Here is a 15,871-nt window from a genome sequence, read left to right as displayed (position 1 = left end):
ATGTATATTGGGAAATAGGTTAGAACTATTTGCCGGCTGATGTATTATTACCTAACAAAGTTTAGAAGAGCTAAACGGAGAAGGGGAGCTGAAGATATGTGTAAAATAATTATACAAGAGATACAGGATGGTGAAGTTGTAGGATTCGTATTATGAGTAAATGGCTAACAGTTACTGCTCTTTCAGCGCTGCTGCTTAGTTCTTGCTCAGCCGCAGGGGAGGGGCGGTCGACAATCGCGGATGCTGTTTCTGGAACCAAATCCCACAAACAACAACTGATTCATGCCGAAGGAACAAATGTCATAGACCGAATAGCCGTTCCGAAAGGTTATGAAAGGGTTCCTGTAGCGGATGGCTCATATGGGCATTACTTGCGAAATCTACCATTGAAGCCCCATGGCTCTAAGGTTCATTTGTTTAATGGGGAGCTAAAAGCTAAAGAGGTTTACGAAGCTGTGCTCGATGTGGATGTAGGTGAGCGGGATCTGCAGCAGTGCGCCGATGCGGTTATGAGACTGCGAGCGGAATACCTGTATGGCAGTGGCAACTATGATAAGATTCACTTCAATTTTACAAATGGCTTTAAAGCTGATTACGCAACGTGGAGGAAAGGCAATCGAATTGAAGTTTCCGGTAACAAGGTCTCATGGACCAAGCGGGGATCGGCCTCTAACAGTTACGATGTGTTTCGCAGTTATCTTTACATGGTTTTTGCGTATGCGGGAACGTTGTCCTTGTCGAAGGAAATGAAGCACGTGCCGATTTCAGAGATGCAGGCTGGAGATGTGTTTCTGGAAGGGGGCTCGCCTGGACATGCAATTGTGGTATTGGATATGGCTCAGAACCCCAAAACTGGTGAAAAGCTCTTTCTATTAGCTCAAGGCTACACGCCAGCGCAAGACATACATATCCTGGAGAATATGAATAACGGGGAGGGGAATCCGTGGTATACAACTGCGTTTGAAGGAAAATTGAATTCCCCAGAATGGACATTTACAAGAGAACAACTGTATAGGTTTACAGATTAATGCCAAGGGAGAAGGTCCAGTAGGATCTTCTCTTTTTTTGTTATTTCGTACTGGTTGATCAGGAGATCAATCTGCCTTTATGAAGAGATTTCATATTTTTATTGGAGTTAGCAATTACCGGGAGCATTTTCAAGCTACTAATCATGGGAGAAAGGCACTGGTGGCAAGTGGGTACGTATTCAAAAGAAAAATTGTCCCGAATCCACCCTTTGCAATCTTCATTATTACATGCCCAGACTTTCGTGTTTTCCTGAATGAGATCTTCTAGTGATTTTCTTTGAAAATACATCGTTTTCTCCTCCTTAGATTAAAAAAACTGCCCTTAACACTAGTTAAGGACAGTTCGTTCACTGTGAATTACAGTTTTACAACATTTTCAGCTTGAGGACCGCGGTTGCCTTGAGCTACATTAAATTCTACGCGTTGTCCTTCGTCCAACGATTTGAATCCATCTCCTTGAATAGCGGAGAAATGAACGAATACGTCATTTCCGCCTTCCATTTCAATAAATCCAAAGCCTTTCTCTGCGTTAAACCATTTCACTGTTCCTGTTTCCATAATATAATTACCTCCAAATTGTTATTAACATGCTTTTTTAAACAAAAAAAATCACACATTGAAAAAGGTACCATTACACAAATGATCACTTTTTCAATATGTGAGTTTATGTCAAAGCTGTTTATAACGTAATACTAGCACACAACCGTGTGATAAGCAAATTTGTAAAGTTTTCCATTCCCTATATGACATTTATCATACCGTCTACATGATGTTTATGACTGCAACGAATTGAAAGCGATATCTATAATGAAGATAGGATATTACCACTGATACTCGCTTACATGTTCGGCGCACCATATCGAGGAGGAACTATACGATGACACAATCCACGCTAACTAACTTAAAAAAACAGGTTGCCCCTTACGAAAAATCAAATACGAGGGCTAGTACCAAACAGCTGCTAAATACCTTAGGACCTTTATTCCTTCTATGGGTAGCTGCGTATCTAAGCCTATCGATATCCTATTGGATGACATTGCCCATTACGATTATCGCTTCCGGATTTGTTATACGAACTTTTATCATTTTCCATGATTGTTGTCATCAATCGTTCTTCAAAAGCCGTAGAGCCAATGAAATCGTAGGAACGATTACGGGTATTCTTACACTTTTTCCCTATCAGCAATGGAAGAATAGTCATTCTATCCATCATGCAACGAGCTCTAACCTTGAGAAACGTGGGATAGGTGATATGTGGGTACTTACCGTAGACGAGTATGCGGCATCTTCCATTTGGGTTCGAATGGCTTATCGGTTATATCGGAATCCATTCATTATGTTCGGACTTGGTCCAATCTTTTTGTTTCTATTTACGAATCGCTTTAATACGAAAGGCGCAAGACGCAAGGAACGTATTAGTACGTATATGACAAATGTCTCCATTCTTGCTCTGTATGGGTTGCTGATCTGGATGGTTGGATGGCAGTCGTTTGTTCTTATCCAAGCACCAATCATGTTCGTAGCAGGCTTGATGGGAATCTGGTTATTTTATGTGCAACATCAGTTTGAAGACTCCTACTTCGAGAAGGAAGATGAGTGGAGTTATGTGAAAGCCGCGGTAGAAGGAAGCTCCTATTATAAGTTGCCTAAACTCTTGCAATGGATTACTGGCAATATTGGGTTTCACCATGTTCACCATTTGAGTCCGAAAGTACCAAATTATAATCTGGAAAAAGCACATAATGCAACACCTCCCCTTCAAAAAGCAACGACGATTACAATCGGTACTAGTTTGAAGTCGCTAAGTTTTAAACTATGGGATGAGCGTAACAAAACATTTGTCGGTTATAAAAATAATAAACAGGTAAACCTTAAGGAAAATGAGAATGATTCTGCAGCTGCCAAAATAAAGGTAGAAGTTCGTAAGTCAAGTTTTCAAGGGCAATAAATACATCGTTTCATGTTTATGCTAGAATATAATTAAATCTATGTTGGAGAAAAAGAGGCTAAACGGACTATGCAAAAGTGGTATCAAATTTTTCATAAAAACACCGGCATTAGTCCGTATGTGTGGGTTGTCTTTTATATCCTACCTTTTTATTTCATATTTCGTTCTTCAACGACCTACCACATTGTATTAGGCACAATCATGATTATGGTATTCTTTAGTTGCTATGTACTGTCCTTCGTATCTAAAGGTTGGATTGTGTACTTCTGGACTAGCGTACAAATTGTTATTTCGATTATCATGGGTATCGCCTTCAGCTATGTGTATTTCTCGCTGTTTTTAGCTTTTTTTATTGGTACCATGAAAAGTCGAGCAGGATTTATTACGTTGTACTGCATACATCTAGTTACCACGATTGCAACGGTTAACTATGGATTGGTATCGCAAAATCCGGTGTATTTTACCCAATTGCCCTTTATCATCATTTGTGTAATTGCCATTATCCTCATTCCTGTCACGACGTTCAACAAGAATAGAAGTGAAAAACTACAAGGGCAGCTAGAGGATGCAAATAAGCGGATTTCCGAGTTGGTAAAGCTAGAAGAGCGTCAAAGAATCGCCCGTGACTTACACGATACACTTGGTCAGAAGCTCTCATTAATTGGTTTGAAGAGTGATTTGGCAGGGAAATTAATTAGCAAAAATCCAGCGCAAGCACAAATTGAAATCAATGATGTTCGTCAGACTGCTAGGATTGCGTTAAAGGAAGTTCGGGAAATCGTAACGCAAATGCGCGGGACGAGACTAGTTGAAGAAATGTTTCGAATCAAGCAGATTTTGAAAGCTGCTGAGATCGACCTCATTGTGGAGGGAGATCCGAAGTTAACTAACACGTCTCTTATAAACGAAAATGTGTTGAGCATGTGTTTAAAGGAATCGATTACGAACATTATCAAACATAGCAGTGCTACTACGTGTGCGATATCCATTCAGCCATCACCAAGCGACCTCGTGATCAAGGTCGGGGATAATGGAGTCGGCATGTCGAAGGAATGTCTTGTATTACTTGGAAACGGATTGCGGGGCATGAAAGAGCGACTTGAGTTTGTAAACGGGTGTATGGAAATTGTCTCCGACAATGGAACAACCATTGTAATTAAAGTGCCGAATGCCATCATACCACCAGAAAGGGAGGTGAGGATATGATCCGAATTGTGATTGCCGAGGACCAACGGATGCTGCTGGGTGCGCTTGCTTCCTTACTTGATTTGGAGGAGGATATGCAGGTCGTTGGTAAAGCAAGCAATGGCGAGGATGCTGTGAAACTGGTTAAACTGCATAAGCCAGATATTTGTGTTATGGATATCGAGATGCCCATCATGAACGGTTTAGATGCCGCAGAGGAACTCAAGGGATTGGGTTGCAAAGTCATTATTTTGACCACATTTGCCCGTTACGGTTATTTTGAAAGGGCCGTGAAGGCAGGTGCCAACGGTTATTTGTTGAAAGATAGCCCCAGCGAGGAACTAGCTACCTCGATCCGGAGTGTGATGGCTGGCAGACGAATCTATGCCTCAGAGCTGGTAGATGAGACATATAATGAAGAAAATCCTCTGACCGAGCGAGAGAAAGAAGTATTGAACCTGATTGCCGACGGTAAAAATACGAAAGAAATCGCGGATCATATGTATATAACAAGGGGCACCGTTCGCAACTATATTTCCGTTATTCTTGATAAGCTCAATGTCAGTAATCGAATTGAGGCTATTATGCGTTTCAAAGAGAAGGGATGGTTCAAATAGCCTTCCGAGAAAAGTAAAATCTTTTTATAATTGAACATTAGTTTGATTTTTGGGAATATATCTATTTATAATTGGCTATATAAGGAATATGAATAAGGCGATGACGAGAAAGAGTAGTTGGACCCCGTTCTTTTAACAGAGAGCTCCGGTAGGTGAAAAGGAGTAAAGAGACGTCTGACGAACATGGTCTCAGAGCTGTGCATCAAACCCTCTTAGTGAGGTAGTAGGCCCCACCGGGTGCACCCGTTAACGTGCCAGGGTATAATCACCTCATAGGGTGACGTACTTGTAGAGGCCGGCTTCCGTGAGGGATCGGTAAATTGAGGTGGAAACACGTGAGCGACAGCTTTCGTCCTTTTGAGGACGAAGGCTTTTTTTGTTTTTCTAGAATTATAAACAAGGGAGGAGTTTGAAAATGAGCATATTTATTGGCGGAGCGTGGCCCTACGCAAATGGATCACTACACTTAGGAAGGTTAGCAAGTTTACTACCAGGTGACGTGATTGCGCGGTATTATCGGCTAAAGGGAGATGAGGTACTTTATGTATCAGGAAGTGATTGTCATGGAACACCTATTTCAATTCAAGCTAACACAGAAGGGGTTTCCCCTAAAATAATTACCGACAAATATCATAATGAGTTTGTAGATTGTTTCCATCAAATGGGGTTTTCCTACGACCTTTATACGCGAACGGATCATCCATTTCATCACGAAGTTGTGCAAGAGGTTTTTAAGCAACTACTGGATAATGGTGTTCTGTATCAAAAAGCAGTTGAACAAACGTACTGTAACGATTGCGATCGTTTTCTGCCAGATCGTTATGTTGAAGGGAACTGCCCGCGCTGTGGCAGTGCAGCTAGAGGTGATCAATGTGACGTTTGTTCCGCATTATTGGATCCGTTGGAATTGCATAATCGTTCATGTAAGTTATGTAGAGGTTGTCCTACGTCAAAGCTTTCTGATCATTATTTCCTGGCGCTGTCGAAATTTCAAAATGAGCTAGAAAACTTTGTTGATCAAGCAGATGGGTGGAGGGAAAACGCCATTGGACTATCAAGGCGTTATTTAAGAGAAGGGTTGCAAGATCGAGCTGCTACTCGAGATTTAGATTGGGGAGTTGATGTACCCCTGGAAGGTTTTGATGGGAAAAAAATATATGTGTGGGTTGAGGCGGTCACCGGATATCTGTCTGCCAGTCAGCAGTGGGCCAATCAGCGCGGAGAAGCGTGGGAGAAGTTTTGGTCCAAAGATGGTGTAAAAGCCTACTATATTCATGGGAAGGATAATATCCCTTTTCATACTTTAATATGGCCAGCTATTCTACTGGGTTTGAAAAATTTACACCTGCCAGATCATATCGTTTCTAGCGAATTTCTCAACCTAGAAGGTAGAAAGTTCTCAACAAGTCGAGACTGGGCAGTATGGGTTCCCTATCTTTTACAAAGGTATGAGGCGGATTCAATACGATATTTCCTTATTGCTAATGGACCAGAAAACCGGGATACGGATTTCTCTTGGAGGGAATTTATTTATAGTCATAATGGCGAATTACTTGGGGCATTTGGGAATTTTGTCAATCGGAGTTTAGTATTTATTGGAAAATTTTATGAAGGTAAAATCCCCCATGGTGTGATTGATAGTAACATTAAACAACAAATTGAAGAACTGTATATTCGTTGTGGGGAACTTATTGAAGTAGGGAAGCTAAAAGAAGCGTTGGAGAACATATTTGCGTTCGTTCGTAGCTGTAATAAATATGTGGATGAACAAAAACCTTGGAATCAAATTAAAGAAAATGCGGACTCCTGTCACGTTACGCTTCATACATGTGTTCAAATTATTGCAAATCTGGCTAATCTTTTAGAACCATTTGTACCTTTTTCCTGTAAAAAGATTAGGGGCTTTCTAGGCCTGTCTGCTCCTACTTGGGCATATGTTGAGTGTCCCGCTGGAAGAGAGTTAACCCCTGTTGAAGTCTTATTCCAACGGATTGATGTTAGCCGAATCGAAGAGGAGGTACAACGACTTAAGCGCAATTGATTGACAAGTTGAACTCAAAATAAAGCCCATTTACTGGGCTTTATTTATTAGGATCGCTTTTTTTTACTTTGTTGGTTTATCTTCTTTACTAGGCTTAATAGCGAATAAAGCAAGAAGCGCAGCAACTACACAAGTACTTGAGATGGTATAGAACATACTTTGTGGTGATATTTTCATTAGAACGGAAGCCAGTGGAGGGCCCACTGCAACGCCTATGAATCTCATTGAGCTATAGATGGAAGTTATTGTGCCTCGTTCTGCTTTATCAATTCCTTCCGTTATCATGGCATCTAAGCACGGGAGTGTGACACCAATACCTATACCGGCAACACTAACTAAAGTAATCAACCCATATAAGGATTGAACCATGCCAGAAACAACAAGCGCTGCTGTTACCATGGCAACTCCACTAAGCGTGATCCACTTCATTAATTTTTTGTTTTCACCAATTTTTTTACCTGTTAGAAAGGATGCAAGGCATAGCGCTGCCGAAGGGATGGCAATCACACAACCTTTCCATATGCCTTTAATCTGATATTTGTCTTCGAGTGTGTCTGATAAATAAAACAGCGTTCCAAAAATAACAAACATACAGATGCAACCAATAGCAAAAATAGCTGTTAACCAGCGGCCATTGTTCGCAAATATTTGCTTTAAATTTTGAAGAAACCCCTTGAACGTAATCTTCTCTTCTTTCATATCTTTCTTCGTGGGTGATTTAACCAGAAAGGCAACTAATAGGGTAGACGCCACACACAACACGGGAATGGTGAGAAAGGGGAGAAACCACACCACGAAAGCCAAAACGGACCCTAGAATAGGACTCAGAACCTTGCCTAGCGTGTTCGCCGTTTCTACAATCCCCAAGCTTTTACTAACTTCGCTTTCATTGTTATAAATGTCACCAACCAGTGGCAACACAATAGGGAAAGCTCCCGCCGCTCCTACACCTTGTAAAGCTCGACCAAGTATAATAACTATATAGGGGTGTTCCAGCCACCAAGCGGCTAATCCAGAAATCAAACCACCAATGCCAGTTATGAGTAAACTGGGGATAATAATGATCTTCCTGCCGAAGCGATCCGACAAGTATCCCGCAATCGGTATAAGAATGATAGCCACGGCAGAGTAAACGGTAATTAATAAGCTCACTTGGAAAGAAGTTATTTGTAATTTGTTACGAATAGATGGTAAAACGGGAATAAGCATAGAATTTCCTAACGTCATAATCAATGGAATAGACGCAATTGAAAGCAGACTCCACTTATTTGTTTTCAAAATCTTGTACCTAGACCTTGCCATATGAAACGCACGATATCACCTCTTGCATTAATTTACGCAATTGTGATCGAATTAATCCCATTAATCCAGTTGGCATTTAAAGAATAATGGATTGGACAAAAGCGAAAGCCCGAGGATCCCCCGGGCCTGTTAGTTTCAACATATACACTCACTATTTCTTCTTTTTCCTGCTTTTACCATGATTAGGTTTGTTATCTCGTTGGTCTTTGGCGTGGTTTTCTTGTTGTTGGTCAGTTGTTGTCATCATCTAAGCCACCTATCTGAAGAAGTTGCAAACAAAAATAGTGTACGCATATATGGAGCAATATAAGCAGTCACTTTGTACCAATTATTAAATGATCAAACGAGACGACTGTCATGCGCAAAATCTGTCTGAAAATTAACAACAAATGTCCATGGATTTACTTTTGAGGAGGGATTAGAATGAAAACGTGATTGAGAATGATTATCAAACGGAGGTCTTTATGTTAAAACGAATTTTTTACAAATCTGCCTGTTCTTCATTATTGCTAGTCCTTATGTTGTCAATCCTTTCAGGTTGTGGAAATGCAGGGACTACGCTATCGAATGAAACCGTATCGGCAACACCCGCGTCAACAACATCTGCAGCTCCAGCGGATAAAGCTTCAAAGAGTTCCATCAGGGTTTATAAAGATGCAGTTTCCAGAGAGGTTGAAATCCCTGCACATCCTACTCGGATCGTAGCACATTATTTTGCTGCGGAAATGGTTGCTCTCAACGTACCACTTATTGGCACGAACTTCCAAAATGCCAAGCTTTCATTATCTCTGGAGCAGCTGTCGGGGATCTCCGATATCGGTGGAGATGGCGTCAATCCGAATGCGGAAAAGCTCGTATCCTTGGATCCTGATCTTATTATTTTACCGAATTTTCTGGATCAAAAAGTCGTCGATGCTGTTTCCAAAATCGCACCTACGGTAGTCATGAATTATAGCGAAGATGCCTTCACTCGTTTAAAGAAATTAGGGGATGTAGCAGGGGTGCAAGATGCAGCGAGCAAATGGGTAAGTGCCTATGATGCGAAGGTAAAACAGAAGAAGGAAGAGGTTGGAGCATTCGTGAAAGATGGTGTGACAGCGACTGCATTCGTCCTTCACTCTGATAAGAAACTGTATGTCTATGGAACTCAGCGATTGGGGCCAACGATGTACGATGCACTAGGATTTAAACAGCCTGACAAGGTTAAGCAATTATTTGCTAATGATCCGAATGTCTTATGGAAGGAAATCTCGCTGGAAGTACTGCCTGAATATGCTGCTGATCATATTTTTATTGTATCTGCGAAGATGGATGGAAAAACAGTCCCAGAAATGGATGAACTCCTCAGCAGCCCAATTTGGAAGAACGTTCCCGCGGTAAAAAACGGAAAAGCCCATATCGTCGGTACGCGATGGGCACTGAACGATCCGCTAACATTAAATTGGCTGTTGGATGAAATGCCTAAAGCGTTAAAAGAATAATCGTGAAAAAGAAGTCAACTTTAGCGTTATAGACGCAAAGATGGCTTCTTTTTTTGGCTGAAATCTTTTATACTAGCATATAAATGATATTCATTCTCAATTACGGAGGCGTTGAAGCTGCATTCTAAACATTCCAAGAACTTTACTCCGCCGCCTATGTATATATTGCAGGAAATTCGAAAGTGGAAAGTGGATGAGGATGACACGCTGCCTGATAGCCTAGCAAGCTTTTCATTTGAGCTGGAATTCTGTGTACTTATAGTGGTTACACAAGGCAAAGCCAGCTTTCAAATCCAAGGTCGGATCTATGACGGTTTCGCAGGAAGTTGTCTGATGCTGCCACCAGGTTATAACGTGCAAGTAGACATTCAAGGGGGGCCTAGTTTTGAATTATTCCTTCTGCATTATCAGTCCAAAAATGATTCCTGGGGTTGTCCCCAAGAAACGATAGAATTCAGCTTCGATGGACTGGATTCCTTGCAAAGAAAACTGAAGCGATTGATGGAACATAATGCGGAGGATGGCATGCAAGCGCTGCAAAGTCATATTTTATTTCAGCAATTGATGCTGCAATTATGGAAAGAACATTCTTCTATGGAAACAGAAGAACGCTGGAAGATCGAGGATATTCAGAACCAGTGGAGCCGCGAGGAGCGGTATGAGGATGAAGCCTCCGTTGAACATTCCATCTCCTACATTCATGAGCATTATAACGAACCTATTTTAATCGGCTCATTGGCTCTCGATGCGCATATGACCCGATGGCACTATGGCCAAGTATTTAAAACCCTTACCGGACAAACCCCAATGGACTACTTGACTACCCTGCGCATTGTGCTTTCCAAACAACTGCTAGCTGTGAATCCAGCTGCACGTCTTCGTGATATCGCGGGAAGAGTTGGATTTCATGATGAGTTTTATTATAGTCGACGGTTTAAAAAATTGACGGGAATTTCGCCAAATCAATTCAAAGAGCAGGGGGCCAAGCCGCCGCGAATCGTATGCATTCAGTATCTGGGCGAATTGTTATCACTTGGTATACGTCCTGTTGCCGCAAATAGCAGCATACATCAATTGCTTGAAACTCATTCAGAGGGCATTCATTCCTTAAATGAACCTATTAATATCGAGGAAGTAATGGCTCTTAAGCCTGATTTAATTCTCTACCCGAGTTATACGCCTCCAGCGCTAGTAAGCGAGTTTCGGCGGATCGCCACATCGCTGGATATCAATTGGAAGGACAATATCATTGTCCGAATGCGCAAAATGGGTGCTTTATTTGGAAAAGAGCATGCAGCAGTTGAATGGATTACCGGGTATGCGAACCGATCTGAGTATTGGCAGCGAATCCTTAAAAATCGTATTGGGCACAAGGAGACGGCAGTCGCGTTCGTCTATCACCATGGGCTGTTTGTTTATACAGGGCATCATTTTGGTCATACGCTTTATAGCGGCTTAGGGTTCGAACCGCCAGATCGAGTTCGTGAATTAATAGCTAACGATTCACAAATGAAATGGAAACGCATTTCGCTTGAATCCATCCATGCGTATTCCGCTGATCGCATCTTTATGGCTGTACCCGCATTTGGCCCCGATGCTGCGCGGGTTCGGCAGTTATTGGAAGACGAAGCCTGGTTGGCACTTCCCGCTGTTCAAGCTGGGCGGGTTCGTTTTATCGATTTGTCGTTGGCCAATTATAATCCGATTACGCTAGATGCTCATCTTGAAGCGATTGGAACTTCCTTACTAGATGAGGGTTAGGCACAGGCAATATGCATCAGATGCCGTCAATAGACCTATGTAACATACGATTTCATGACTACTATGAATGAATAATTGCATCTTTTGTACTATACCTTTGCATCCATTCATTTGGTAAAATTTACAAGAATGTCATATCTCCACTATAATAACCAAAAGGATGGGATACGTATGAAGGATGTCGAAACTAATCTAAGAAAAAAGGCAGTCGCTGCTGGTTTGAAATTATTTTATAGTGGTGTTATCATGCTGGCTCTTTTTCCAACGATTTATGGGGCGGATTGGCCTGAAAGAGGTTGGTGCTAAAATCTAGCACGGACTTGGTATATTTTTAATTTACGAAGGCTGTCATAAGGCAGTACATATCGTTGTGTGATTTAATCCCCGTCAATCGGGGATTTTTTTTATTAATATGTACTTGATACAACGATAATCACGTTAGCGGAGGAATACGGCATATGATGGGTATTAACCTACTTAAAGAGGAGTTGTATTTCGATGCCGATTTCATCAGGGACCCACTTGCTGTATACTGTTCGCCCCGGTGACACCCTGTATACGATTGCAGAACAATTGGGCACTAACGTACCGTCACTTGTGCAAATTAATGCGTTATATCCATCTGTTGCAGACCCCGACCGAATCTATCCTGGTCAAGTACTTATAGCGAGATTGCCAGGTATGGCGGAGCAAAGCGCTGTTTTATATCAAGTTCAGCAGGGAGATACATTATTTAGGATCGCCGAACGTTTCTCTGTAAGCGTTGATATGTTGGCAGGACTCAACCAAATACAGCAACCAGACGTTATTCGAGTCGCTCAAATGCTGTTTGTTGCTGCCTTCGTATACGAAGTAGAGCAGGGAGACTCTCTGTATAGGATTTCCCGCAGATTCGGAACTCCGATGAGTGAACTGATTCGAGCCAACCGTAATCGCCAGGGTTTATCACCTGATATCATTTATCCCGGTTTTCGTTTGGTTGTCCCGCTTCCGTCCTCGACGAATATCGTAGTATTTGAACCTTTGCCCAGTACGAGGATTGCTCCTGGACAGTATTTAAGAGGGAGCGCCAGAGCGTTCGAAGCGACGATAAATTATCAGATTCGTGACGCGATGGGGCGTTCTATTACGACAGAGCGGGCTGCAACGGCTTCACAGGGCGCACCAGCATTTGGCGTGTTCGACGTACAACTCCAGTTTGATCAATCTCCCGCTACACCAAACGGTTCGTTGATGGTGTACACACGCAGTGCCCGCGATGGCAGCATTCAAGATTTGGTTGAAGTCCCTGTTACTTTTTAATCAATCCTACTAACAACGCGGCTGCCGGCATTTAAACGGCAGCCGCGTTGTGCGAAACGGGCAGGAATGTTGAAGGAGACGTTGAAGTTATACAAGTATATATTTATCAATACGTAATGCAGGGGGTAAAGATTTGAATTCGAAATTCAATCAACAAAGATTCATTGTTAGAAAACAGATCCTTTCATTAGTTGGAGCTAAAATCGATATTTTCGACAAGGATGAAAGGGCAATTTTGTTCTCCAAGATGAAAGCCTTCAAGTTGAAGGAAGACATCCGAATATACGGGGATGAAACTATGCAAACAGAGTTGATCAGCATTCAAGCGCGAAGTGTCATTGATTTCTCCTCCATTTTCGACGTAGTTGATGTAGAAACAGGGCACAAGGTGGGTTCTTTGCGACGTAAAGGGATGAAGTCGATCTTCAAAGATGAATGGGCCATTTTGAGCCCAGATGAATCGGAGATCGGATTAATTAAGGAAGATAACGCGCTGCTTGCTCTATTGCGAAGGTTCCTGACGAATTTGATTCCTCAGCACTACAACATAGAGATGAACGGGACCAAGGTCGCAGAGTTCAAACAAAATTTCAACCCTTTCGTTCAAAAACTAAACCTTGATTTCTCCGCTGACAACAACAATAAGCTTGATCGGCGTTTGGGCATAGCGGCTGCGGTGCTATTGGTCGCCGTCGAGGGGACTCAAGGATAGATGAGAATGGAAACGCATAGTTGAATAATCCACTTTATGAAGGCTGCCGCAAGCAGTCTTTTGTGTTTTCTGGCGTTTATTTAAGCGAAGTGAAACCACGTTTGAACTTTGGCTTGGAACACAATCTGACCAGGTTGGATTGGGGTGGCTGCGTTGGCAACAAGTTTGGAAGCCATATAGGGGACGGGCTCCGAAGTTCGATAAAGCTCCTTGACTTGGTATGGGGTAGAAGCAAGCGTTGTCCCCAGTGTATGCGTTATCGTCAAAGCTTTCTGCCGTGCGTTATGAATGGCCTGCGATAATGCCTGAAGTTCATAGGTTTCCGGTTGAATCATTGAAAATTGGATGCTGGTAACCTCATTGGCACCATTAGCAACCGAAGTGTCAACGATTGTTCTTGTTTGCGCTATTTGGTCATTAAGGATCTGCAACAAATGAGTTACTTTGTAGCCGCGAAAGATTTGTTTTCCATCCTTATAGTCGTACTGAATATCAATGCGATAATCAGTCGTTTGTATTTTCTCACGCGGAATGGATAATTGAATAAGGGAGTGGATGACATTCGATATGATTCTAGAATTCTCGGTTTGAATTTTAGTTAAATCGGGCCCCTCTGTTACAGCCCCAAGCACAATTTCGGCACGATCGGGAGCAGCAGACACTGTTCCCTCGCCCACAACTTCGACGGTGGATGATTGGTTCAATTGAGGAAGAGAAGCGGACCTGTAAAATGGCGGATACATATACATGAAAGAGCTCCTTTCTAATAAAGGACACTAGTCTAATGTATGAATCCGTAAAATTTATATGTGTCAGCTTTGAAATTGAAGTCGGATATGCAAGTACAAAATAAGCACAATTCGAAGGTCCGATATTTGAGAGCTTAAACAGCCTTATAAAATTAGTATTGATCATTCTTTCTTTTTTGGAACTATTTGTGAATTGACGTCGTATGTATCATGCAGAGAGAAATTCACTGTCGAAATTATGCAGGGTTAACTTACCAAGCAGATCTACTGTTTACATGAAGTGATGAATTGCTTTGAAAGGAGGTGACCTAGACAATGAGTATTAATCTCGTAAAAGGTCAAAAAATTGACTTAACTAAAGGCAATACTGGCCTTTCTAAACTGGTAGTTGGGCTTGGATGGGATCCAGCCACTACTGAATCCAAAGGATTCTTTGGTCAAAAAAAGCAAACTACGCCAGAAATTGATTGTGATTCTTCTGCACTTCTTCTTAATGAATTTAACAAGCTAGTGAAAGATGAGAATGTTGTATGTTTTCATAACCTAGCAAGTGACTGCGAATCTGTCCTGCATTCTGGAGATAATTTGACAGGCGATGGGCATGGCGATGATGAACAAATCACAATTGATCTTGCCAAAGTTCCATCAGATGTACATAAGATTCTTGTTGTAGTCAACATTTATGAAGCGGATGACAGAAACCAACATTTTGGCATGATTAATTCTGCTTATATCCGAGTTGTGAACGCAGCTAATAATCAAGAGTTGATTCGGTTTAATTTAACAGATAATTATTCTACGATGACGGCGCTGCTTACAGGAGAATTATATCGACATAATGGCGAGTGGAAATTTAACGCAATTGGAGAAGGAGCACATGCAGCTCATATCGATTACTTAGCAGCACGTTACCAATAAAAAATAAAATAAAGCGAGGTAATTATCCTATGCCAATCAATCTATCTAAAGGTCAGAAAGTAGATCTTACTAAAACAAATCCAGGACTTGCAAAAATCTTTGTAGGTCTTGGTTGGGACACGAATAAATACGATGGCGGCGGCTCTTTCGATCTGGATTCTTCTGTATTTTGTACAAACGCTGCAGGTAAAGTAGATAACGAAAAAAACTTTGTCTTTTATAACAACAAGGAAAATGAAAATGGATCTGTGATACATACCGGTGACAACCGTACAGGTGCTGGCGATGGCGATGACGAGCAAATTAAAGTTGATTTATCGACGGTTCCTGCAAGTATCGAGAAAATTGCTTTTGCAATTACCATTCACGAAGCTGCTGAACGTAATCAAAACTTCGGACAAGTTTCAAATGCTTATGTTCGTATTGTTAATGAAACGGATGGCCAAGAACTAATTCGTTATGACCTGGGTGAAGATTTCTCTATTGAAACTGCTGTTGTCGTAGGGGAATTATATAGGAATTCAGGTGAGTGGAAGTTCTCAGCCGTTGGCAGTGGATATAGAGACGGACTTGGTGGTTTAGCGAAAGATTATGGTTTAGCTTAATAATACTGAAGCATAGCAACATATAGTCCGTTAAGAATCCGCAGAAATGCGGATTTTTTATTTATCTGAACAACTTTGCGTCATCAAATAGACCAATAACACAAAGGTGGCTAAATAAGTAGTCGATTCTACGATAGAACTTTTTAATAGTTGAATAGAAGAATTCGATATAAACTGCATAGTGCCTAACTGTTGATATATAGTTAACTTATAAAATCCGAT

Annotated in this window: 16 protein-coding genes; 12 read left to right on the top strand and 4 right to left on the bottom strand. The window is 41.6% G+C overall.

Annotated elements, in window-relative coordinates; translation table 11 throughout:
* Window positions 1–152 precede the first annotated feature (152 nt).
* Complete coding sequence (locus HQN88_RS04380) at window positions 153–1,028, top strand: DUF4846 domain-containing protein (protein WP_173109023.1); 876 nt, start codon at window positions 153–155, stop codon at window positions 1,026–1,028.
* A 58-nt stretch (window positions 1,029–1,086) separates the two neighbouring features.
* On the opposite strand, the gene HQN88_RS04375 is transcribed toward HQN88_RS04380, so the two are convergent.
* The gene (locus HQN88_RS04375) at window positions 1,087–1,317 is read right to left on the bottom strand and encodes a cold-shock protein (protein ID WP_173109022.1); all 231 of its coding nucleotides are present in this window, start codon (window positions 1,315–1,317) and stop codon (window positions 1,087–1,089) included.
* A gap of 68 nt (window positions 1,318–1,385) precedes the next feature.
* The gene (locus tag HQN88_RS04370) at window positions 1,386–1,586 is read right to left on the bottom strand and encodes a cold-shock protein (protein ID WP_056625586.1); all 201 of its coding nucleotides are present in this window, start codon (window positions 1,584–1,586) and stop codon (window positions 1,386–1,388) included.
* 319 nt (window positions 1,587–1,905) lie between these two features.
* Here HQN88_RS04370 and desA point away from each other — a divergent pair, with 319 nt between their 5' ends.
* The 4 genes from desA to metG all read left to right on the top strand — a co-directional run bounded on the left by desA (window position 1,906) and on the right by metG (window position 6,819).
* Window positions 1,906–2,976 (top strand): Delta(5) desaturase DesA, encoded by a 1,071-nt coding sequence (gene desA / locus HQN88_RS04365; RefSeq protein WP_173109021.1) that lies wholly within the window; start codon window positions 1,906–1,908, stop codon window positions 2,974–2,976.
* 69 nt (window positions 2,977–3,045) lie between these two features.
* Window positions 3,046–4,182, top strand: a complete 1,137-nt coding sequence (locus HQN88_RS04360; RefSeq protein WP_173109020.1) for a sensor histidine kinase — start codon at window positions 3,046–3,048, stop codon at window positions 4,180–4,182.
* On the top strand, window positions 4,179–4,778 hold the full coding sequence (locus HQN88_RS04355) for a response regulator transcription factor (protein WP_056625596.1): 600 nt from the start codon (window positions 4,179–4,181) through the stop codon (window positions 4,776–4,778). The genes HQN88_RS04360 and HQN88_RS04355 overlap by 4 nt, the downstream gene beginning before the upstream one ends.
* Window positions 4,779–5,193: 415 nt before the next feature.
* Complete coding sequence (metG, locus tag HQN88_RS04350) at window positions 5,194–6,819, top strand: methionine--tRNA ligase (RefSeq protein ID WP_173109019.1); 1,626 nt, start codon at window positions 5,194–5,196, stop codon at window positions 6,817–6,819.
* A 63-nt stretch (window positions 6,820–6,882) separates the two neighbouring features.
* On the opposite strand, the gene HQN88_RS04345 is transcribed toward metG, so the two are convergent.
* A complete protein-coding gene (locus HQN88_RS04345) occupies window positions 6,883–8,097 on the bottom strand; it encodes a bacillibactin exporter BcbE (protein WP_337995221.1) in 1,215 nt (404 codons plus the stop codon).
* A 488-nt stretch (window positions 8,098–8,585) separates the two neighbouring features.
* Here HQN88_RS04345 and HQN88_RS04340 point away from each other — a divergent pair, with 488 nt between their 5' ends.
* From HQN88_RS04340 to HQN88_RS04325, 5 genes are all read left to right on the top strand, one after another.
* Window positions 8,586–9,602, top strand: a complete 1,017-nt coding sequence (locus HQN88_RS04340; RefSeq protein WP_173109017.1) for an ABC transporter substrate-binding protein — start codon at window positions 8,586–8,588, stop codon at window positions 9,600–9,602.
* 111 nt (window positions 9,603–9,713) lie between these two features.
* On the top strand, window positions 9,714–11,363 hold the full coding sequence (locus HQN88_RS04335) for an AraC family transcriptional regulator (RefSeq protein ID WP_173109016.1): 1,650 nt from the start codon (window positions 9,714–9,716) through the stop codon (window positions 11,361–11,363).
* A gap of 171 nt (window positions 11,364–11,534) precedes the next feature.
* Window positions 11,535–11,669 carry a hypothetical protein gene (locus HQN88_RS38010; RefSeq protein WP_274320529.1) on the top strand — a complete coding sequence of 45 codons (135 nt, stop codon included), beginning with the start codon at window positions 11,535–11,537 and terminating at the stop codon, window positions 11,667–11,669.
* A 192-nt stretch (window positions 11,670–11,861) separates the two neighbouring features.
* Complete coding sequence (locus HQN88_RS04330; protein ID WP_173109015.1) at window positions 11,862–12,665, top strand: LysM peptidoglycan-binding domain-containing protein; 804 nt, start codon at window positions 11,862–11,864, stop codon at window positions 12,663–12,665.
* A gap of 133 nt (window positions 12,666–12,798) precedes the next feature.
* Window positions 12,799–13,377: an LURP-one-related family protein gene (locus HQN88_RS04325; protein ID WP_173109014.1), complete on the top strand. Its 579-nt coding sequence runs from the start codon at window positions 12,799–12,801 to the stop codon at window positions 13,375–13,377.
* Between the two features lie 80 nt (window positions 13,378–13,457).
* On the opposite strand, the gene HQN88_RS04320 is transcribed toward HQN88_RS04325, so the two are convergent.
* Complete coding sequence (locus HQN88_RS04320; protein ID WP_173109013.1) at window positions 13,458–14,126, bottom strand: SIMPL domain-containing protein; 669 nt, start codon at window positions 14,124–14,126, stop codon at window positions 13,458–13,460.
* A 315-nt stretch (window positions 14,127–14,441) separates the two neighbouring features.
* Here HQN88_RS04320 and HQN88_RS04315 point away from each other — a divergent pair, with 315 nt between their 5' ends.
* Both HQN88_RS04315 and HQN88_RS04310 read left to right on the top strand, forming a co-directional pair.
* The gene (locus HQN88_RS04315; protein WP_173109012.1) at window positions 14,442–15,044 is read left to right on the top strand and encodes a TerD family protein; all 603 of its coding nucleotides are present in this window, start codon (window positions 14,442–14,444) and stop codon (window positions 15,042–15,044) included.
* A 29-nt stretch (window positions 15,045–15,073) separates the two neighbouring features.
* Window positions 15,074–15,649, top strand: a complete 576-nt coding sequence (locus HQN88_RS04310) for a TerD family protein (RefSeq protein ID WP_173109011.1) — start codon at window positions 15,074–15,076, stop codon at window positions 15,647–15,649.
* The last annotated feature ends 222 nt before the right edge of the window (window positions 15,650–15,871 follow it).

The organism is Paenibacillus qinlingensis (assembly GCF_013204845.1).
Lineage (GTDB): Bacteria > Bacillota > Bacilli > Paenibacillales > NBRC-103111 > Paenibacillus_E > Paenibacillus_E qinlingensis.
The sequence above is the reverse complement of the archived record's forward strand: the minus strand, read 5'-3'. Positions and strand labels throughout refer to the sequence as shown.